The organism is Massilia aerilata, assembly GCF_042656905.1.
GTDB classification, from domain to species: domain Bacteria; phylum Pseudomonadota; class Gammaproteobacteria; order Burkholderiales; family Burkholderiaceae_D; genus Telluria; species Telluria aerilata.
On the sequence record NZ_JBHSMZ010000026.1, the window covers coordinates 14,650 to 33,395 of the forward strand.

The 18,746-nt window shown below is 62.9% G+C and carries 14 protein-coding genes; 5 read left to right on the forward strand and 9 right to left on the reverse strand.

Annotation, left to right across the window (positions count from 1 at the left end):
• Nucleotides 1-26 precede the first annotated feature (26 nt).
• Nucleotides 27-935, forward strand: a complete 909-nt coding sequence (locus tag ACFPO9_RS25315) for a LysR family transcriptional regulator (protein WP_379776623.1) — start codon at nucleotides 27-29, stop codon at nucleotides 933-935.
• Here ACFPO9_RS25315 and ACFPO9_RS25320 read toward each other — a convergent pair.
• From ACFPO9_RS25320 to rpmH, 7 genes are all read right to left on the reverse strand, one after another.
• Complete coding sequence (locus tag ACFPO9_RS25320) at nucleotides 914-3,118, reverse strand: hypothetical protein (protein WP_379776626.1); 2,205 nt, start codon at nucleotides 3,116-3,118, stop codon at nucleotides 914-916. The two genes, ACFPO9_RS25315 and ACFPO9_RS25320, sit on opposite strands and share 22 nt — an antisense overlap.
• On the reverse strand, nucleotides 3,115-3,765 hold the full coding sequence (locus ACFPO9_RS25325) for a hypothetical protein (RefSeq protein WP_379776630.1): 651 nt from the start codon (nucleotides 3,763-3,765) through the stop codon (nucleotides 3,115-3,117). The genes ACFPO9_RS25320 and ACFPO9_RS25325 overlap by 4 nt, the downstream gene beginning before the upstream one ends.
• Nucleotides 3,762-5,141 carry a tRNA uridine-5-carboxymethylaminomethyl(34) synthesis GTPase MnmE gene (mnmE, locus tag ACFPO9_RS25330; protein ID WP_379776633.1) on the reverse strand — a complete coding sequence of 460 codons (1,380 nt, stop codon included), beginning with the start codon at nucleotides 5,139-5,141 and terminating at the stop codon, nucleotides 3,762-3,764. Before mnmE ends, ACFPO9_RS25325 begins: the two co-directional genes overlap by 4 nt.
• Before the next feature lie 181 nt (nucleotides 5,142-5,322).
• Nucleotides 5,323-6,987, reverse strand: coding sequence for a membrane protein insertase YidC (gene yidC, locus ACFPO9_RS25335; RefSeq protein ID WP_379776635.1), 1,665 nt, complete (start codon nucleotides 6,985-6,987; stop codon nucleotides 5,323-5,325).
• Nucleotides 6,988-6,997: 10 nt separating this feature from the next.
• Nucleotides 6,998-7,240: a membrane protein insertion efficiency factor YidD gene (gene yidD, locus ACFPO9_RS25340; protein ID WP_379776637.1), complete on the reverse strand. Its 243-nt coding sequence runs from the start codon at nucleotides 7,238-7,240 to the stop codon at nucleotides 6,998-7,000.
• Nucleotides 7,237-7,689 (reverse strand): ribonuclease P protein component, encoded by a 453-nt coding sequence (rnpA, locus tag ACFPO9_RS25345; protein ID WP_379776639.1) that lies wholly within the window; start codon nucleotides 7,687-7,689, stop codon nucleotides 7,237-7,239. The genes yidD and rnpA overlap by 4 nt, the downstream gene beginning before the upstream one ends.
• A 32-nt stretch (nucleotides 7,690-7,721) precedes the next feature.
• A complete protein-coding gene (gene rpmH / locus ACFPO9_RS25350) occupies nucleotides 7,722-7,856 on the reverse strand; it encodes a 50S ribosomal protein L34 (RefSeq protein WP_040378179.1) in 135 nt (44 codons plus the stop codon).
• 359 nt (nucleotides 7,857-8,215) lie between these two features.
• Between rpmH and dnaA the strand changes: the two genes are divergently transcribed.
• From dnaA to gyrB, 3 genes are all read left to right on the forward strand, one after another.
• Nucleotides 8,216-9,640, forward strand: coding sequence for a chromosomal replication initiator protein DnaA (dnaA, locus tag ACFPO9_RS25355; RefSeq protein ID WP_379776641.1), 1,425 nt, complete (start codon nucleotides 8,216-8,218; stop codon nucleotides 9,638-9,640).
• 73 nt (nucleotides 9,641-9,713) lie between these two features.
• Nucleotides 9,714-10,820 carry a DNA polymerase III subunit beta gene (dnaN, locus tag ACFPO9_RS25360; RefSeq protein ID WP_379776643.1) on the forward strand — a complete coding sequence of 369 codons (1,107 nt, stop codon included), beginning with the start codon at nucleotides 9,714-9,716 and terminating at the stop codon, nucleotides 10,818-10,820.
• A gap of 92 nt (nucleotides 10,821-10,912) precedes the next feature.
• Nucleotides 10,913-13,417, forward strand: coding sequence for a DNA topoisomerase (ATP-hydrolyzing) subunit B (gene gyrB, locus ACFPO9_RS25365; protein ID WP_379776646.1), 2,505 nt, complete (start codon nucleotides 10,913-10,915; stop codon nucleotides 13,415-13,417).
• Nucleotides 13,418-13,469: 52 nt separating this feature from the next.
• On the opposite strand, the gene ACFPO9_RS25370 is transcribed toward gyrB, so the two are convergent.
• Both ACFPO9_RS25370 and ACFPO9_RS25375 read right to left on the reverse strand, forming a co-directional pair.
• Complete coding sequence (locus tag ACFPO9_RS25370; RefSeq protein ID WP_379776648.1) at nucleotides 13,470-13,772, reverse strand: hypothetical protein; 303 nt, start codon at nucleotides 13,770-13,772, stop codon at nucleotides 13,470-13,472.
• Between the two features lie 83 nt (nucleotides 13,773-13,855).
• Entirely contained in the window at nucleotides 13,856-17,062 is a 3,207-nt protein-coding gene (locus ACFPO9_RS25375) for a DUF3427 domain-containing protein (protein WP_379776651.1), read from the reverse strand.
• Between the two features lie 255 nt (nucleotides 17,063-17,317).
• Here ACFPO9_RS25375 and ACFPO9_RS25380 point away from each other — a divergent pair, with 255 nt between their 5' ends.
• Complete coding sequence (locus tag ACFPO9_RS25380; protein ID WP_379776654.1) at nucleotides 17,318-18,736, forward strand: TonB C-terminal domain-containing protein; 1,419 nt, start codon at nucleotides 17,318-17,320, stop codon at nucleotides 18,734-18,736.
• Nucleotides 18,737-18,746 lie beyond the last annotated feature (10 nt).

The window sequence follows — 18,746 nt, forward strand, 5'->3', positions numbered from 1 at the left end:
CAGGATTTACGAAGAATCATGGCTGCATGAACGAACTCGATACGATCCAGGTGTTCCTGAAAGTGGCCGAACTCGAAAGCTTCAGCGGCGCCGCCCGCCAGCTCGGCCTGCCGAATGCGACGGTGTCCGCGGCCGTGCGCCAGCTCGAGCAGCAGCTGGGCACGCGCCTGCTGCAGCGGACCACGCGGCGGGTGCAGATGACGCAGGAGGGCGAGGCCTTCCATGCGCGCAGCCGCGAAGTGCTGGATGAAGTCGAGGCTTTGCGCGGCATGTTCCGCGGCGGCGAAGATGTGCTGAGCGGCCGGCTGCGGGTCGACATGTCGGTGGCGCTGGCCAGCGAACTGGTGCTGCCGCGCCTGGGCGAGTTCATGGCCAGGCACCCGCAGCTGGCGATCGACCTCGGCACCGCCGACCGCCGCGTGGACCTGATCCGCGAGGCTTATGACTGCGTGCTGCGCGCCGGCGTGCTGCTTGATTCGTCGCTGGTCGCGCGGCCGCTGGGCAGCTACAAGCTGGTCAACTGCGCCAGCCCGGCCTACCTGGCGCAGCACGGCACGCCGCTTCGATTGGAAGACCTCGTCGGGCACCGCTTGATTCACTACGACGCTCAACTGGGCGGCAGCGCCGCGGCCTGGGAATGGTTCGACGGCGAGCACACCCATTACGCGCCGGTGGGCAGCATGCTGACCGTGAACGGCACTGCGTCCTATAAAGCCGCCTGCCTGGCCGGCCTGGGCATCATCCAGGTGCCGGGCGCCGGCCTGCGCGAGCTGATCGAGGCCGGCAAGCTGGTCGAGGTGCTGCCGGATTACCGGCCGGCGCCGATGCCGGTGGCCTTCGTCTACCCGACGCGGCGCCATGTGCCGGCGCGCGCGGTGGCCTTCATGGACTGGGTGGCGGGCTTGCTGAAGCCTTACCTTGACGAAGGCGAATAGAAATACGGCGTCTGCGCCGCCCATTCCGAGCCCGGATAGCGTTTATGCAGCAGCGTAAAGGCTTTCTTCGACAGGCTGGCGGCGTCCGCATCGAGGCAGCCGCCGCGCGTGGACTGCACGACCACGTACAGCAGCCATGGCAGCTCGGGATCCTTCGGGTGGCTGCCCAGCCATTGCAGCACATCGTCGCCGACCACGCCGGTGGCGGTCTTCATGGGCGCCAGGCGGGCCAGTTCCGCGCGCGCCTCGGCATCGCCGGTGGCGGGCATGGCGGGAAAGCGCCAGGCAAGGCGCTCGTCCGCGGCCTGCTCGAACTCCTTGCCGTCGAACTTGCACCAGCCGGAAGCGGTGACCTCGTCGCCGCCGCGGCTTACTACCGGCTGCGGCGCCATGTCCAGCTGCGCGGACAGGCCGAAGCGCAGCGCCGCCACCAGCGCGATGTGGCGGCGTTCCTCGCCCGACGCGGCACGGCGGTAACGCTGCACAGGCGCCGCCAGTTCAGGCGCCAGCTGCGCCAGCAAATCCGCGGCCGCGGCGCCCTGCTCCGGCATGTCGAGCAGGGACGCGCGGATCCACGCGGCGCCGGCGGCACGCGCGCGCAGCGGCTTGGGCAGGCTCTCGACGCGCGCCAGCTCGACCATGCCGGCCACCGGCAGGCCGGTCTTGAACCACAGCAGGCCGTCGTCGTTGATCATGTCTTCCTTCTGCGTGGGATCGCCCTTGAGGTAATCGACGTTGGTGCGCAGCAGCCAGGCGGCGGCATCCTTCACCGACGACGCCACCGCGAAGCGCTCCTCGCGGAACAGGTTGCGCGTGCCCGGCGACAGCTTGCGCTTCAGGGCCGCCTCGCCGATGGCGCGGGCCTCCTGCTGGCGGCCCGCCAGGCGGTACAGGCGCGCCAGGTGATAGTGGACCGTCAGCCAGGACGGGTCGTCGGCGCCGATGGCCAGCGCCGCGCGCTCCAGTTCCGGCGGCATGGCCTGGGACAGCATCATCGCCGCCGTCAGCCAGGTGCGGGCGCCGGTCTTCTTCCAGCGCGCCAGCGCATGCGCGGCCTGGGCGGCGCAGGTCGGGTTCGAGCGCAGGTCGCAGGCGCGCAGGGTGTCGATCCAGTCGATGAAGTCGTATTGCTTCACCGTCTGCAGTTTGGCGTCGTCGATCACGATCGCCCAGTCGCCCAGCCGGTCTTGCGCGAATGGGTCGGCGGCCGGGTTGTCCAGGTAGCGGTTCAGCTCTTCCAGGCGGATCTCGGGCGTCAGGTTCGCGCGCATCGACCGCAGCAGCGCCCGGGCCGGCTCGTGCATGGGCGCGAGCGAGGCGTCGGCCAGGATCGCGGCGCCGCGCTGCTCCAGCCAGCGGGCATCCTTGTCGCGCGCGGCCAGACTCGTCTCCTTCAGCGCCAGCGCGCGCCGGATGTCCGAGCGCAGCGCCAGGTACTGGCCCAGTCCCTGCATCGGGTGCCCTTTGGTGGCGCCGATGCGCTCGAACTGCGCCGTGCTCTGCGCATAATGCTGCAGGTAGAAGTGCCAGGCGGCGCGCTGGTAGTCGCGCAGCTGGCGCCAGAACAGCGGCTCGGATTCGGGCAGCGGCGCCGGCTCGGCCAACTGCGGCGCCTTGTCCTTCTCGGCGCCGTAGCGGTAGCGCGCGGCCTCGGCTTCCTGGCAGGCCTGGCCGACCTGGAACTGGGCGCGCACCCAGGCGGCGATGCGCTCCTTGCCGGCGTCGGGCCGCGCGCCCAGCATCCGGTAAGTGCGCCCGGCCTGCTCGTTGGCGGCTTCCGGGCAGGCGTAATAGGCGTTGAGGGCCGGGTCGTCCTCGCGCAGCTGCAGGATCGCCGGAATCGCCGGCGGGCGCGAAGATGCCGGGTCCGGCGCGACGGCGGCCTGCTGCCAGCCGTTGCCGAAGGCCGAACCATCGGCGCGCGCCAGGCCGCCAGGGGTGCCCGGTGACGCCGCCACCTTGGGCCCGAGCGAGATCGCGCGCCAGGCCGTGTACAGGTAGACGCGCCGCATGCCCGGCTGCAGGATGCCGAGCTCCCCCGCCTGGAAGCGCTCGAGCGGGATGTCCGGCGCGGTGTAGGCCTTGAACAGGGTGTAGCTGGGACCGTAGTCGCCGCTGGCGCCGGCGTCCAGCGCCATCGAGACCGCGGCGGCGAGCATGGCAAGTGCGAGAATGCGCTTCATTCGGGGTGTCTCCATCCTTTTTCATCGAACCAGTAAGTGCGCCGGTAGCGCGCCGCGACCTTTGGCGCGAACGGCTCCTGCCGCGAAAAGCCGGCGCTGCCGCTGCGGCACAGCGGGTGCAGCTGCTGCGGGCGGGACGCGACGATATCGCGCAGCGCCGCATTGTCGCGTCCCATCCGGAAGAACATCGGCACCACCTCGTCGGCGGCCAGCCCGTCCAGCCAGTTCGGTGAGCGGCACCACCAGCCCAGCGCCGTGACGCTCAGGCGGATTTCGCGCGGCAGCGTGCTGCGGATCTCCTGCACCAGGGCGCGGTAATCGGCGCGCTGCGAAGGCCGCGCCTCCAGGTCCAGCTGGACCCAGCCGGAGGTGCTCGCGCGCGCCGCCTTGCGCATGGCGTCCAGCACGGCCGCGCGCGCCGGCTGCAGGCTGGCGGGCGGGCGCAGCACATCGATCTCCACGTGCACGACCGGGATCACGCGGGCGCTTGGGGGCAGTTGCCGTGGACGGGCGCCGGGGCGCACCAGCACCTTGCTACCGGCCAGCCAGACATGGCGGTCGACCACTGCCACCACCGCCTGCGACCAGGCCGGCACCGGCGCGTCGCGCCACAGCCAGGCGACGGCATCCGGTCCGGGTGCGCTCATTTGCCGATACAGAAGCGGCTGAAAATCACCCCCAGCAGATCGTCCGGCGTGAACTGCCCGGTGATGCTGGACAGCTGGTCCTGCGCCAGCCGCAGCTCTTCCGCGAACAGGTCGAGCGACTGGTCGTCCTGCGCCGCGTGCCGGCCGGCCATGTCGAGGTGCTCGCGCGCCGCGCGCAGGGCGATCAGGTGGCGTTCGCGCGCCAGGTACAGAGATTCACCGGTCTGCTGCCAGCCGGCGATGCGCAGCAGTTCCGCGCGCAGCAGCTCGATGCCGATCTTCTCGTGCGCCGACAGGTAGATATGGATCGCGTCCGCGCTCACGTCCACCGAAGGCTTATGGCCCGACAGGTCGATCTTGTTCCAGATGCGGACCACCGGCACGCCGGCCGGGAAGGCGGCGACGATGTCCTCGTCGGCCCTGGCCGGACCCAGGTTGGCGTCCAGCAGGTGCAGGATCACGTCGGCCTTGCCGACTTCGCCCCAGGTGCGCTCGATGCCGATCCGCTCGACCACGTCGATACCTTCGTCCAGCGCGCGGATGCCGGCGGTGTCGATGATGTTCAGCGGGATGCCCTCGACCTGGATGGTCTCGCTGACCTTGTCGCGGGTGGTGCCGGCGATCGGCGTGACGATGGCGACGTCGGCGCCGGCCAGTGCGTTCAGCAGCGAGGACTTGCCGACGTTCGGCTGGCCGACCAGCACCACGTTCAGGCCTTCGCGCAGCAGCGCGCCTTGCGCCGCCTGGCGGAACACGTGGTCGAGCGCCTCGACGATGCCGGCCAGCTGGCCGCGCGCATTCGATTTCTCGAGGAAGTCGATCTCCTCTTCCGGGAAGTCGAGCGTGGCCTCCACCAGCATGCGCAGGTTGATGGTTTTATCCACCAGCGCATGCACCACCTTCGAGAAGGCGCCCGACAGCGAGCTTGACGCCGATTTGGCGGCGGCTTCGGTCGAGGCGTCGATCAGGTCGGCCACGGCCTCGGCCTGGGCCAGGTCCAGCTTGTCGTTCAGGAAGGCGCGGCGGGTGAATTCGCCCGGCTCGGCCAGGCGCAGGCCGAAATCCGTTCCCGCTTCCAGCACGCGCGCCAGCAGCATGCGCAGCACCACCGGGCCGCCGTGGCCCTGCAGTTCCAGCACGTCTTCGCCGGTGTATGAGTGCGGCCCCTTGAACCAGAGGGCCAGGCCTTCGTCGATGACGGCGCCCTCGGCGTCCTTGAACGGGAGGTAGGTGGCGTGGCGCGGGGCCAGCTTCTGGTTCGGGAACAGCGCGTCGATCAGCGGCGCCAGCGACTTGCCGGACGCGCGCACGACGCCGATGCCGCCGCGGCCGGGAGCGGTGGCGATGGCGGCGATGGGGGAGGTGTCTAGTTTCATAGGAGAGGATTGTACCAACGTCATGCTGCGTACCGCCGTCATTCCCGCCGAGGCGGGAATCCGAGTTTTTGTGGTCCGCCACGAACTTGGGTCCCCGCCTGCGCGGGGACGACGGTCTTGGGGCTAACGAATAAAAAAAGCCCGCGCAACGCACGGGCTTTCCGATCAAACCATCGCAGGCTTACTTCGCCGGCGCGTACTTCTTGGTGATCACATACTGCTGCGCCATCGAGATCAGGTTGTTGACCACCCAGTACAGCACCAGGCCGGACGGGAAGAACACGAAGATGACCGAGAATGCCAGCGGCATGAACATCATCATCTTGGCCTGCATCGGATCGGCCGGCTGCGGGTTCAGGCGGGTGGTCACGAACATCGAGATCGCGTAGATGATCGGCAGGACGTAGAACGGGTCCGGCGCGGTCAGGTCGTGAATCCACAGGATCCACGGGGCGCCGCGCATTTCGACCGCGGCCTGCAGGGTCCAGTACAGCGCCAGGAACACCGGCATCTGGATCAGGATCGGCAGGCAGCCGCCCAGCGGGTTGATCTTCTCGGTCTTGTACAGCTCCATGGTGGCCTGCTGCATCTTGACCGGGTCGGCTTTATAACGCTCGCGGATCGCCTGCATCTTCGGCGTCACGGTCTTCATCTTGGCCATGCTGCGGTAGCCGGCGGCGGACAGCGGGAAGAACAGCAGCTTGATCAGGATGGTGAAGGCGACGATGGTCCAGCCCCAGTTACCGATCATCTGGTGCAGCTGGTCCATGGTCCAGAAAATCGGCTTGGCGATGATGGTCGCCCAGCCGTAGTCGCGCACCAGTTCCAGGCCCGGGGTGACCTTCTCCAGCATCTTTTCTTCCTGCGGACCCGAATACAGGCGGGCTTCGTTCGACACGGTGGCGCCCGGCGCCACCGTCCCCAGCGGCATTACGGTGCCGATGGCGAACAGGTTGTTACCCAGGCTCTTGGTGTAGATGTCGCGCTGCATCTTGTCGGTCGGGATGAAAGCCGAGACGAAGAAGTGCTGCGAGATCGCGACCCAGCCGTCGGTGGCCTTGTTCGTGTGCTCGGCGCTGCCCTTGGCGATCTTGTCGAAGGTCAGCTTCTGGTACTTGTCCTGCGAGGTGTACAGGGTCGGACCGGTGTAGCTGCTGTTGAAGTAGGTGTCGCCTTCCGGCTTGCTGCCGTCGTGCTGCAGCTGCAGGTACAGCGAAGGCGCCACCGGCACGGCGCCGATGTTGGTCACGTCGTGGCGTACGCCGATCACGTAGTCGCCCTGGTGGAAGGTGAAGGTCTTGGTCAGGCGCACGCCGCCCTGCTCCGCTTCGAGCACGAGCTGGGTCTGGTTACCGTTGGTCACCAGCGGCTTCGCCACGAACGGGGTGTTGTGGTTCGGCAGGGCGCCGGTCGCGGCCGGGGTCAGACCGGTCTGCGCCAGGTAGAGGCGGCCCTTGGCGGCATCGGTGTGGAACAGCAGCTGGTTCTTGGTGTTGTCGACCTTGTCGCGGTACTTCAGCAGTTCCAGGCGGCGGATCACACCGCCGGCGGTGTCGATGTCGGCCTTGTAGACGTCGGTCGTGATGGTGATGATCCGGGTCTGGATCGGCGCCGGTGCTGCGGCAGCGCCATCGGCGGGCGCGGCGCCCGGCACGGAGGCTGGCGTGGCCGCCGGGGCCGGCATGTCGTTCACCTTCGGCTGCGCAGCCGGGGCGGTTGCGACCTTGCCAGGCGCCTGCGGCGAGAACATCGACTGTTTTCCGTTTGCCACCATCCAGTCGTTCCAGAGGACGACCAGCGAGACGGCGAACACGATCCACAGGATGGTACGTTTATTGATTTCCATTGGGTCTTATTCAGGAATGGTTGCAACCGCAAGCGGTTGTTGGGGGTGGCACAGGGTCGTTGCCGCCGGCGTTCCACGGATGGCAGCGGCAGACGCGGCGCAAGGCCAGCCAGCCGCCGCGGGCGCCGCCATGCAGCCGCACCGCTTCGATCGCGTAGTTGGAACAGCTCGGATAAAAACGGCAGCTCGGCCCGAACATCGGGGACACCAGCAACTGGTAAGCGCGCAGCAGCCAGACGAGCAGCCTGTTCATGATGGCTGTTGTCCGGTGCTGTCCGGCGAACCGGAAGCCGCATCGGGTGGCGCGGCGACAGGCGCCGGCTTGCGCGGCCTGGGCGCCTGCGACGCGAACAGGCGCGCCAGCTCGGCGTGCAGCAGCGTCTTCAGGGCCTTGTTCGTGGCTGGTCCGCTCTTGGTATTCACCGGACGAGACAAACGCACGATGCAATCGAGCGCCGGCATCGCCGTGGTGCGGAACAGTTCGCGCGTGATGCGCTTGATGGTATTGCGCGTGACCGCGCGCGGCGCGAAACGCTTGGCCGCGACGACGCCCAGCCGCGCATGCGGCAGGGTAGTCGGTCGGGTATAGAGCACGAAATGCGCGGTTTTTTGTGCAGGGCGCAAACGAAAAACGGATGAAAACTCATCCGTTTTTACGATGCGCCGAACGCGCGCGAAGTCGTGCGAACCTTCGCCTGACATTGCTTAGGCGCGGTCGAAAGGCCTGTCGTGGCTTAGACAGCCAGACGCTTGCGGCCCTTGGCGCGGCGTGCGTTCAGGACTTGACGGCCACCACGGGTAGCCATGCGTGCGCGGAAGCCGTGCGTGCGCTTGCGACGGACGACGGAAGGTTGGTAAGTACGTTTCATGGTGGTCTCGCTTAAAGCAAAAAGAATGCAAAAAATTGGAGCCGGCTTCTCATGAGCCGGCCATACGCCAATGACATTTCGCAGTTGTTAAGCCAGCGTCACGCCTCAGCAAAGCTAGTCGCCCATCTGTTGCGTGCCGGAGTTGGCAATGCGTGTGGGCGGGGAACCCTGAATTAGACAGCATTTTCGGTCGAGCTGTCAAGAAAGCTGTTGCGCCGCAGCGCCGCGCGGCGCCGGCCCGGCATGGTTGCTCATGTGCATCACGCTGTTGAGATTCGGTGGAAAAAACCCGCTCCGCCTGTGGATAACTTCCGAGAAGACAGTTAAAATAGAGTGTTACGCTTTAACTTGGTCGATGTATGGAAAACTTTTGGCAAGCCTGTTCCACGCAACTGGAACTCGAGCTGACGCCGCAGCAATATACCGCGTGGATCAAACCACTGGTCGCCCTCGACTATGAGGACGGCAAGCTGCGCATCGCGGCGCCCAACCGCTTCAAGCTCGACTGGGTAAAGTCGCAGTTCGCAAACCGCATCACCGCCCTCGCCTCCGATTTCTGGGAGCGTCCGGTGGACGTGCTGTTCGTGCTCGACCCCAAGACCTCGCCCAAGAAGCCGGACGCGGTGAGCAATCGCCAGCCGACCACCTCGACCGCCGAAATGGCGGCGGGCGCGATGGGCATCAATGCCGCCGCCGACAATACCGTGCCGGCCACGCCGGTGGTCACGCCGGACAACGTCATCGCCAACAACCCGCGCCGTGAGCAGAGCCGCGTCAATCCCGAACTCACCTTCGAGAACTTCGTGACCGGTAAGGCCAACCAGTTGGCGCGCGCGGCCGCGATCCAGGTCGCGAACAATCCGGGCGTCTCGTACAACCCGCTGTTCTTCTACGGTGGCGTCGGCCTCGGTAAGACCCACTTGATCCATGCGATCGGCAACCAGGTCATGAAGGACCAGCCGGGCGCGCGCATCCGCTACATCCACGCCGAGCAGTACGTGCGCGACGTGGTGACCGCGTATCAGCGCAAGGGTTTCGACGACTTCAAGCATTACTACCACTCGCTGGACATGCTGCTGATCGACGATATTCAATTCTTCGGCGGCAAGAGCCGCACGCAGGAAGAGTTCTTTTATGCCTTCGAAGCCCTGATCGCGGCCAAGAAACAGATCATCATCACCTCGGATACCTATCCGAAAGAGATCACCGGCATGGACGACCGCCTGATCTCGCGCTTCGATTCCGGCCTGACGGTGGCGATCGAGCCGCCCGAGCTGGAAATGCGCGTGGCGATCCTGATGAAGAAGGCCGAATCGGAAGGCGTGGTGCTGAACGACGACGTCGCCTTCTTCGTGGCCAAGCACCTGCGCTCCAACGTGCGCGAGCTGGAAGGCGCACTGCGCAAGATCCTGGCCTACTCCCGCTTCCACGGCAAGGAGATCACCATCGATGTGGTGAAGGAAGCACTGAAGGACCTGCTGTCGGTGCAGAACCGCCAGATTTCGGTGGAAAACATCCAGAAGACGGTGGCCGACTTCTTCAACATCAAGGTCGCGGACATGTATTCGAAACGCCGTCCGGCCAACATCGCCCGTCCGCGCCAGATCGCGATGTACCTGGCGAAAGAGCTGACGCAGAAGAGTCTGCCGGAAATCGGCGAACTGTTCGGCGGCCGCGACCACACGACGGTGCTGCATGCGGTGCGCAAGATCGCGGCGGACCGGCAGAAAAACGCCGAGTGCAACCATGAGCTGCACGTCTTGGAACAGACGCTGAAAGGCTAAGGTTTTTGTAGTGATTTCTGGCAAAATATTGCACAGACAACATTTTTACCTGATAAAAAACTGAGGGATATTTATGCAACTGGTCAAAACCACCCGAGACACGCTTCTCCGGCCACTGCAAATCGTGAGTGGTATTGTCGAGCGTCGGCACACCATGCCGATTCTGGCCAATATCCTCATCCGCAAGAACGGCGAGAGCGTTTCTTTCCTGTCGACCGACACCGAGGTGCAGATCACGACCCTGGCCAATATCGGCTCGGGTCCTGAAGAAACCGGCACCACCGTGGCGGCCCGCAAGCTGCTCGACATCCTGCGCGCCCTGCCGGAATCGGGCGACGTCACCATGACCCTGCTGAACAAGCGCCTGACCGTCCAGAGCGGCAAGTCGCGCTTCGCGCTGCAGACCCTGGCGGCCGAGGAATTCCCGACCGTGTCGGTGGCGGACAGCTACAACGCCTCCGTCACCCTGCCGCAAAAGACGCTGAAGCACCTGTTCAACATGGTCCACTTCGCGATGGCCCAGCAGGACATCCGCTACTACCTGAACGGCCTGCTGCTGGTGCTGGACGGTAACAAGGTGATCGCGGTCGCGACCGACGGTCACCGCCTGGCCTTCGCGCAAGTCGAAGCCGAGCAGTCCTTCGAGCGCCAGGAAGTCATCATCCCGCGCAAGACCATCATCGAACTGCAGCGCCTGCTGGAAGAAAGCGACGAGACCGTCCGCCTGGACATCGCCGCCTCGCAGGTGAAACTGACCTTCGCCGACATCGAACTGGTGTCGAAGCTGGTCGAGGGCAAGTTCCCTGATTACACCCGCGTGATCCCGAAGGGTTACAAGAACGACTTCACGATCGGCCGCGACGAACTGCTGCGCTCGCTGCAGCGCGCCGCGATCATGACCAGCGACAAGTTCAAGGGCGTGCGCTGCCTGATCGCCCCGGGCTCGATGAAGATCAGCTCGACCAACGCCGACCAGGAAGAGGCGGTGGAAGAACTGGAAATCGACTACGGCGGCGATGCGATCGACATCGGTTTCAACGTCACTTATCTGCTGGACGTGCTGAACAACCTGAAATGCGACCAGGTGAATATCTCGCTGGGCGATTCGAATTCGTCGGCGCTGATTTCGATTCCTGAAAATGGCGACTTCAAGTATGTCGTCATGCCGATGCGTATTTAAAAAGCGCTGAATCGCCCATATATGTTCTTGTTGGGCGAAACCGCGGATTCCGTGTCCGCGGTCTGATTTACCCGTTATTTGAGAAAGCAGTCATGTCCGAGAACACTCAAGCAATTTTGGAATCCTCTTCTGCCAAGGCGGACGAGTACGGCGCCTCGTCGATTCAGATCCTCGAAGGCCTGGAGGCCGTGCGAAAGCGTCCGGGCATGTATATCGGCGACACCTCGGACGGCACCGGCCTGCACCACCTGGTGTTCGAGGTGCTGGACAACTCGATCGATGAGGCGCTGGCCGGTTACTGCACCGAAATCCACGTCACGATCCACTCCGACAACTCGATCTCGATCACCGACAACGGCCGCGGCATCCCGACCGGCGTCAAGATGGACGACAAGCACGAGCCGAAGCGCTCGGCCACCGAGATCGCCCTGACGGAACTCCACGCCGGCGGCAAGTTCAACCAGAACTCGTACAAAGTGTCCGGCGGCCTGCACGGCGTGGGCGTGTCCTGCGTGAACGCACTGTCGAAGCTGCTGCGCGTGACCGTCCGCCAAAAAGGCAAGGTGCACCAGCTGGAATTCGTGCGCGGCGTGCCGGTGGACCGCATCATCGAAGTCGTCGACGGCGTGGAAGTCTCGCCGATGAAAATCCTCGGCGACACCGACAAGCGCGGCACCGAAGTCCACTTCTGGGCCGACGAGGACATCTTCACCCACGTCGAGTTCCACTACGAAATCCTGAGCAAGCGCATCCGCGAACTCTCCTTCCTGAACAACGGCGTCAACATCAAGCTGAGCGACCAGCGCAACGGCAAGGAAGAAATCTTCGCCTTCGAAGGCGGCACCCGCGGCTTCGTGGAGTACATCAACAAGGCCAAGAGCGTCCTGCACCCGACCGTGTTCCAGGCCACCGGCGACCGCCAGTCGGACCAGGGCACGAATATCTCGGTGGACGTGTCGATGCAGTGGAACGATTCGTACAACGAGCAGGTGCTGTGCTTCACCAACAACATCCCGCAACGCGACGGCGGCACCCACCTGACCGGCCTGCGCGCGGCGATGACGCGCGTGATCAACAAGTACATCGACGAAAACGACTTTGCCAAGAAGGCGAAAGTTGAAATCTCGGGCGACGACATGCGCGAGGGCCTGACCTGCGTGCTGTCCGTCAAAGTGCCTGAGCCGAAGTTCTCGTCGCAGACCAAGGACAAGCTCGTGTCGTCGGAAGTGCGCGGCCCGGTCGAAGAGATCGTGGCGAAAACGCTCACCGACTTCCTGAACGAAAAGCCGAACGACGCCAAGATCATCTGCGGCAAGATCGTCGAAGCAGCACGTGCCCGTGAAGCGGCCCGTAAAGCGCGCGACCTGACCCGCCGCAAGGGTGTGATGGACGGGCTGGGCCTGTCGTCGAAACTGGCCGACTGCCAGGAACGTGACCCGGCGCTGGCCGAACTGTACATCGTCGAGGGTGACTCCGCGGGCGGTTCCGCCAAGCAGGGCCGCGACCGCAAGTTCCAGGCCATCCTGCCGCTGCGCGGCAAGGTGCTGAACGTGGAAAAGGCGCGCTTCGAGAAGATGCTGTCGTCGGAACAGATCACGACCCTGATCGCGACCCTCGGCACTTCGATCGGCCCGGACGAGTTCAACGTCGACAAGCTGCGCTACCACCGCATCATCATCATGACCGATGCGGACGTCGACGGCGCCCACATCCGCACCCTGCTGCTAACGCTGTTCTACCGCCAGATGCCGCAGCTGGTCGAGCGTGGCCACATCTACATCGCCCAGCCGCCGCTGTACAAGGTCAAGGCCGGCCGCGACGAGCGCTACCTGAAGGACGACGTCGAGGAAGCCAGCTACATGATGCGCTTTGCGCTGAATGGCGCCGCCCTGCTGCCGAAGGAAGGCGCGGAACCGATCGTGGATGGCGAACTCGGCGACCTGGTGGAGAAGTACAACAAGGCCAATGCCATCATGATGCGCCTGACGCGCGTGATCGACCGTGCCGCCCTGTCCGCCATCATGACCGGCGTGACGCTCGACCTGAGCAGCCAGGAAGCCGCCGAGAAATCGGCCCAGGCCATGATGGATGCCATCAAGGATCCGAGCGTGAAGGTGGGCGTGCGTTCCGACGACCTGTCGGACAAGCACGCGCTGCGCATCGAGCGCATCCACCATGGCAACGTGCAGGTGACCTCGATCGACGCCGACTTCGTCGCCAGCGCCGACTACGCCACCCTGGCCAACTCGGCCGCCACCTTCCGGGGCCTGATGGGCGAAGGCGCCATCATCCGCCGCGGCGAAGGCGAGAAGATGAAGGAAAGCGCCGTGCGCGACTTCCAGCAGGCCATGGAATGGCTGCGCGATGAAGCGGAGCGCGGCGTGTCCAAGCAGCGTTATAAGGGTCTGGGCGAGATGAATCCAGAGCAGCTGTGGGAAACCACGATGGATCCGACCGTGCGCCGTTTGCTGAAGGTGCAGATCGAGGATGCGATTGCTGCGGACCAGATCTTTACGACCTTGATGGGTGATGAGGTCGAGCCGCGTCGTCACTTCATTGAGAGTAATGCGCTGCAGGCGGGGAATATTGACGTTTGATCGTTGATTGAGCCTTGTCTGGCGAGAAGCCAGCCTTTCGGGGCTGGCTTTTTTATTTGGCGGCTTTCTTTTTCATGCTTGGCGCTTCGGCGATCTCAATACCCGCCTCGAATTGATTCAGGATTTGCATGATCGTCGAGTTTCGTGCGTACTTCCGCTTCAGCTGCACGAGTTCCTTGTCCGTGCCCACGCATAGCTTAAGCAGTCTTTCTCTGGCGTCGGGGGCAACCCTGCGAAGCTGGTCGCAGTCTTCGCGACGATTCATGAACCCGTGCACATCGCGTGGCAAATAATCCTGTGCCAGCACGGTTAGAGACGGCAACAACAAAGCAAGGCTTATCAGGAATTGCTTCATATCTCAGGCTCCGCTTTGACCAATTCGGTTCATCGCCGTAAGCATGACGACAAGTGACGACCTCAGGTTTGACGCTGACTAAGTTATGTCGCTCGTAAAACACTGAACTGACTGAAAGCAGCCGCCGGTAACGGTACCCCAAGCTTCCAGATGATGTTCATCGGACGCGCTCCATGGCTTTCCTGGAACGTAGCAGGACCGCAGGCCAGATAGGGGCTATCTTGATCGATCCGAACAAACAACTGGAACTGCCATCCGTTCGCTTGCTCGCCTACGCTACGAATGTATTGCTGCCCAATACCCGTCGTTGGTGCCGTACTATTTTGAGACTGCCAATGGAAGAGCTCATGGCTTATTGCATAGTCGTGATAGGCAATGGTCTCATGAAAGCCACTACGCTTATCCAAGGTTACGAACATCAGTTCAAGCTTGCGGGCTTGCAGGCGCAACACGCCAGTATTAAACAAGGGCCGGTGGTCCGCGGTCAAAAAGCCCACAGCAGTCAGGATTTCATTGAGGCGGTAATGGCCGTGCAGGCAGAGCGTTGACCATTCCAGCCCAGGTACCAGGAATGGATGCGGCAAGGCGTTTGCTTCAAGAACCCGAGCAATTTCACCGATCTCGGCAGCACTATTGGGGTTGGCTTGCAGACGCTGGGCAAAAGACCTGCCGCTTCCCACACGTGAGGCCGTACCATCGACCTGGTAGGCCAGCATTTGTAGTCGCAGCGCTCCGCTAGTTTCGCAATCGAGCTCTTCCAACGGTGCCGCGCCGATGTTCGCCATCAAGGCAAGTTGCGCAGGGTCGTTGGTATGAAGCAGTGCCGTGAACCGGCGACTGAAATATTCTTCCTCCGGCCCAGTGTCGTGAACTGCCAGTCCTGCAGCGCGGCGCAAGGCCGACCACCCACTATTTCCAGTCGTTCGATAAATATCGCTAATATTCAAAGTCTGGTCATGGAGGAATCCTGCAAGGGTCACACCCTGGGTGCCCTTCAGACTGGCATAAGCCTGCAACTCAACGGTCATACGCCGCCAATTTTGCAGGGTCAGCTTGCGAAGATTGGCAAGGATCTGCTCGCGGCTACGCGGTTGAAGCTGAATATAGCAACCGGTCGGCAACTGGCTGAAGCCGTTCTCGACGCCATCCGTGAGCTGCCGCCGATTCAAGCCCGTGATTTGTCCCAGCAAATGATCGAAACGAAAATCTACTGAATGCTGTCCCACGAAATCAAGGATCAAGCAGGTTTCCTTGCCCGGTGAAAGACGTAAGCCACGGCCAATTTGTTGTTGAAATAAAACCGGGCTTTGCGTGGGCCGCAACAAGAGGAGCGTATCTACGACAGGAATGTCGACGCCTTCATTAAACAGATCTACTGTCACGAGAACACAGACTTCCCCTTTGGCCAGCGCCAACGGAGCGGCTTCCCGTTCAGCCTGTGTAGACTGTCCCGTCAAGCACAAAGCCAGCAACCCCGCCTTGTTGAATTGGGCAGTCATGAACTCCGCGTGCGCCACACTGACGCAAAAGGCAATCGCCTTGCTCGTTCTAGGGGAAGAGCACAATCGTCGCCATTCGTTGATGATCAGTAGAGCCCGAGCATGATCCCCTGTCAGGACCTTGTCGAGATAGGCACTTTCTCCAGGCTGACGCCACGGAATGTCGCGCAGATTGGTATTGTCATCGCATGCAAAATATTCAAATGGGGCCAGTAATTGCAGGTCCAGCGCCTGCCATAGTCTGAGCTCGACGGCCGGACAGCCGTCTGGACGCATGTCGAAGTAGGGAGAAATCGGCCTGCCGTCACTTCGTTCCGGGGTTGCCGTGAGCCCTAGCATAATGGACGGTTTGACCCGCGTGGCAACGGCATCAAAGCTGGCAGCGGCGATGCGATGGCATTCATCGAACACAACCGTATGCCAGTAGCTCTCGCCAAAGCGCGTCAGCAAATCATTGCTATGCAGGCTTTCGATTGTCGTGAACAGGTGATCCAGATTTTCGAGGCGGTTATTACCGCTCAACACTTGGCCAAAACCAGCATCACGCAACACTTCACGATAGGTCCGCAGCGCCTGCTTCAGAATCTCGACGCGGTGAGCGATGAACAGCAATCGTGGCCGGCCGCCGAGCTGTGTGCAGAGCCGTCGATAGTCGAATGCTGCTACGACCGTTTTACCTGTACCCGTCGCAGCGACGACCAAGTTGCGTACCCGCTTGTGATCACGCTCGGCCTGCAATTGCTCCAGCATCTCAAGCTGGTAGTTCTTTGGGGTGATATCGAAAAAGCTGATGACATTTTCAGGCTGCGCGGAATACCCGCCACCCTTTTCCTTCGCAATCGCTTCCTGCAAAGCGGTACGGTGTTCGGTTTGCTCAGGATCGTAAGGCACGAACTCCGTGTCATGCCAAAGGGTTTCAAAATGTGCCTGAGCTTGTTGGAACATGGCACCCTGGCCACGTTCTGCAAATTTTACTGTCCACTCGAGCCCCCCCGCCAGAGCCGCCTGCGTCAGGTTGGCACTGCCAACATAAGCGGTGCCGAATCCGCTATCGCGCTCGAATATCCACGCTTTTGCGTGAAGGCGGGTACGACGCCCGTCCAGCGAGATCCGGACCTCGCAGTTAGGCAGGCGCGCCAATTCATCCACTGCCTGTGCCTCGGTCGCACCGATATAAGTGGTTGTCAGAATGCGCAGCTTAGCGCGTGCCTTACCGGTTCCATCCAGTGCGGTAATGCTTTGCAAGATATCGCGAATCTTGCGCACCCCTGATACCGTAATAAAACTCATCAGGATATTGATCCGATCGCTACTGGCGAGTTCTTGGCGCAGTTCACTCAACAGTGCTGGCGAAGCCTTCGCAGCAGTGAATAACCATGGGGCCGTAACGCCGGTGTCAGGCGCTGTAAGGACCGGACGTTGGCGGTGTACCGCGGTCAAGCTCTTTGGCGGCGCAGCGAGCAGTCGAATAGCTGCCCCATGATCTTGACTTGGATACTGGCTCACAAGGCGCTTTCGAAGATCGACGAGAACAGCGTTGACGAATTCAAGCTGGGCTTGGAGACGGGAAGTTTTAGTGTCCGGCTCGGCATCACTGCTGGCGTGAGGCGCAATGTCTTGTAAAACCTTGGAAAGCTGCTCGGCAAGTGCTTCAGCCAATTGCCGTGGCCCGCTTCCAGCGTCGAGATCCTTAAGCGTGTAGTGATCGCTATGGAAAGTCCGGCTTAAATCGGTAATGACATCATCAGTCAGAAGTTGGTCATAAAGGCCATCTGGCAGCGCTTGCGGCATCGGAGATCGGATTGGCAAAAATATCAGTATATCCCGCGAATAATATTTTTTACCGAGGTAGAAAGGGCTGTTGCATACCCGCACAGTGGAAATGGAATGCTCCTTGCCGCTCTCAAGACCACCCTGGCGCGAAAAACCACGCTTTCTTTGTTTTGTATCAATAGGCACATCCTGCTGTGATAGGCTTCTCTCATGTTTCCGACAGCCAGCAGCGGGCGCCTTCAGGGCCTATTTATCCAGACCGATCAACGGCGCATGAGCACCGCCTTGCTGGTCGCCGTGCTGCTGCACGTCGTATTGCTCAGCGTCACCTTCGGCGGCCAGACCTTCGGCTTGCCCGGCTTCAAGCTGCCTTGGAAACAAAAACGGCTCGGCGCCGATGAGCTCCAGGTCATGCTCGCGCCCTTGCCGACGCCGCCAGCCATCGAAGCGAATCCCGTGCTCGCCTCCGAGGACGTCGCCACAATCGGCAGCACGGTCTCATCCACGTCGGTTTCCCCGATTTCGACCCCGGCGCCCATGCCCAAGCCGGCAGCGGCCGCGGCGCCGGCATCCGCCGTCGAGCCCGTCGTGACCGCGAGCAGGCAAGCTGTCGCATCGCTGCCGATCGCCCCCGTGGCGCAACGGTCCCCGCCCCACCTCGATGACACGCCCACCCCAAGCACGGCGCGCGATGTCGCCCAGCCCGCGCTTGAACAGGCGACCAATGACCGCGTGGCGCTCGACCAGGCCGGCATCGAGCGAGAAAGGCAACTCGCGGAAAACCTGAAGCGGGCCGAGTTGATGGCCGCCGCACAGCGTGAAGCGGCACGCCAGGAGCTGCTCCGCGCCGAGACTGCCCGCGCCGAGCAGGCCGCAAAGGACGAGGCCGAGAGATTGGCCGCCGCCCGGCAAGAACAGGAAAAAGCCGAGCTCCTGCGACAGGAAGCTGCGCGCAACGAGGCCATCCAGCGGGAGCAGGCAAAGCAGGCGCAGTTGGCACTGCAGCGCCAGGAACGCATCCGCCAGGAAGCCGCGCGCGAGGAACAGGCCAAACAGGCGCAACTGGAAGCACAACGCCAGGAAGCAGCGCGCCAGGAGCAGGCAAGGCAGGCCGAGAAGGCACGCCAGGCGGCAGAAAAGCAGGAGCAGGAGCGCGCCGCCGACGCTGCGCGGCAGGAAGCGGCAAGACTGGAGCAGGCCAAGAAGGATCAAGTCCTGCGCGAAAAAGCCAAATACGAAGCCGAGCGCGAGGAGCGTCTCAAGGCCATCGGCAGGCAGCTGAATCTGGAAGCGGCGCAACGCGATGCGGCATCCCGCTCGCCACTCCCCGCGGCAAGCGCCCTGCGCCGCGGCTGGCTGTTCGGGCGCGCCGATCCGAATGGCGATCTGGTTCTTTATGCGGAGTCGATGAGCCGGAAGATCGAAAAGAACATGACGTTCGAGATGATCCGCGATGTCATCAAGCAGCCGCACAATCGCCCGACGGTGACGATCGCCGTCCGCGCCGACGGCACCGTCGAAAAAGTCAGCTTCGTGACCTCGAGCGGCGTTCCCGCCATCGATGAAGCGATCCGAAAAATCATCGCCAGCCAGGCGCCCTTTGGCGCGTTTCCCCCTTCATTGGCGCGCCAGTACGACGTGATTGAAGTCCGCCGCACCTGGATATTCGACGTTGCGGTCCGGCTGGAATAAAGCATCCGCG

Coding starts and splice junctions, on each gene's coding strand:
- ACFPO9_RS25315 (WP_379776623.1), top strand. CDS start 27: ATGAACGAACTCGATACGATCCAGGTGTTCCTGAAAGTGGCCGAACTC.
- ACFPO9_RS25320 (WP_379776626.1), bottom strand. CDS start 3,118: ATGAAGCGCATTCTCGCACTTGCCATGCTCGCCGCCGCGGTCTCGATG.
- ACFPO9_RS25325 (WP_379776630.1), bottom strand. CDS start 3,765: ATGAGCGCACCCGGACCGGATGCCGTCGCCTGGCTGTGGCGCGACGCG.
- mnmE (WP_379776633.1), bottom strand. CDS start 5,141: ATGAAACTAGACACCTCCCCCATCGCCGCCATCGCCACCGCTCCCGGC.
- yidC (WP_379776635.1), bottom strand. CDS start 6,987: ATGGAAATCAATAAACGTACCATCCTGTGGATCGTGTTCGCCGTCTCG.
- yidD (WP_379776637.1), bottom strand. CDS start 7,240: ATGAACAGGCTGCTCGTCTGGCTGCTGCGCGCTTACCAGTTGCTGGTG.
- rnpA (WP_379776639.1), bottom strand. CDS start 7,689: ATGTCAGGCGAAGGTTCGCACGACTTCGCGCGCGTTCGGCGCATCGTA.
- rpmH (WP_040378179.1), bottom strand. CDS start 7,856: ATGAAACGTACTTACCAACCTTCCGTCGTCCGTCGCAAGCGCACGCAC.
- dnaA (WP_379776641.1), top strand. CDS start 8,216: ATGGAAAACTTTTGGCAAGCCTGTTCCACGCAACTGGAACTCGAGCTG.
- dnaN (WP_379776643.1), top strand. CDS start 9,714: ATGCAACTGGTCAAAACCACCCGAGACACGCTTCTCCGGCCACTGCAA.
- gyrB (WP_379776646.1), top strand. CDS start 10,913: ATGTCCGAGAACACTCAAGCAATTTTGGAATCCTCTTCTGCCAAGGCG.
- ACFPO9_RS25370 (WP_379776648.1), bottom strand. CDS start 13,772: ATGAAGCAATTCCTGATAAGCCTTGCTTTGTTGTTGCCGTCTCTAACC.
- ACFPO9_RS25375 (WP_379776651.1), bottom strand. CDS start 17,062: ATGCCGCAAGCGCTGCCAGATGGCCTTTATGACCAACTTCTGACTGAT.
- ACFPO9_RS25380 (WP_379776654.1), top strand. CDS start 17,318: ATGAGCACCGCCTTGCTGGTCGCCGTGCTGCTGCACGTCGTATTGCTC.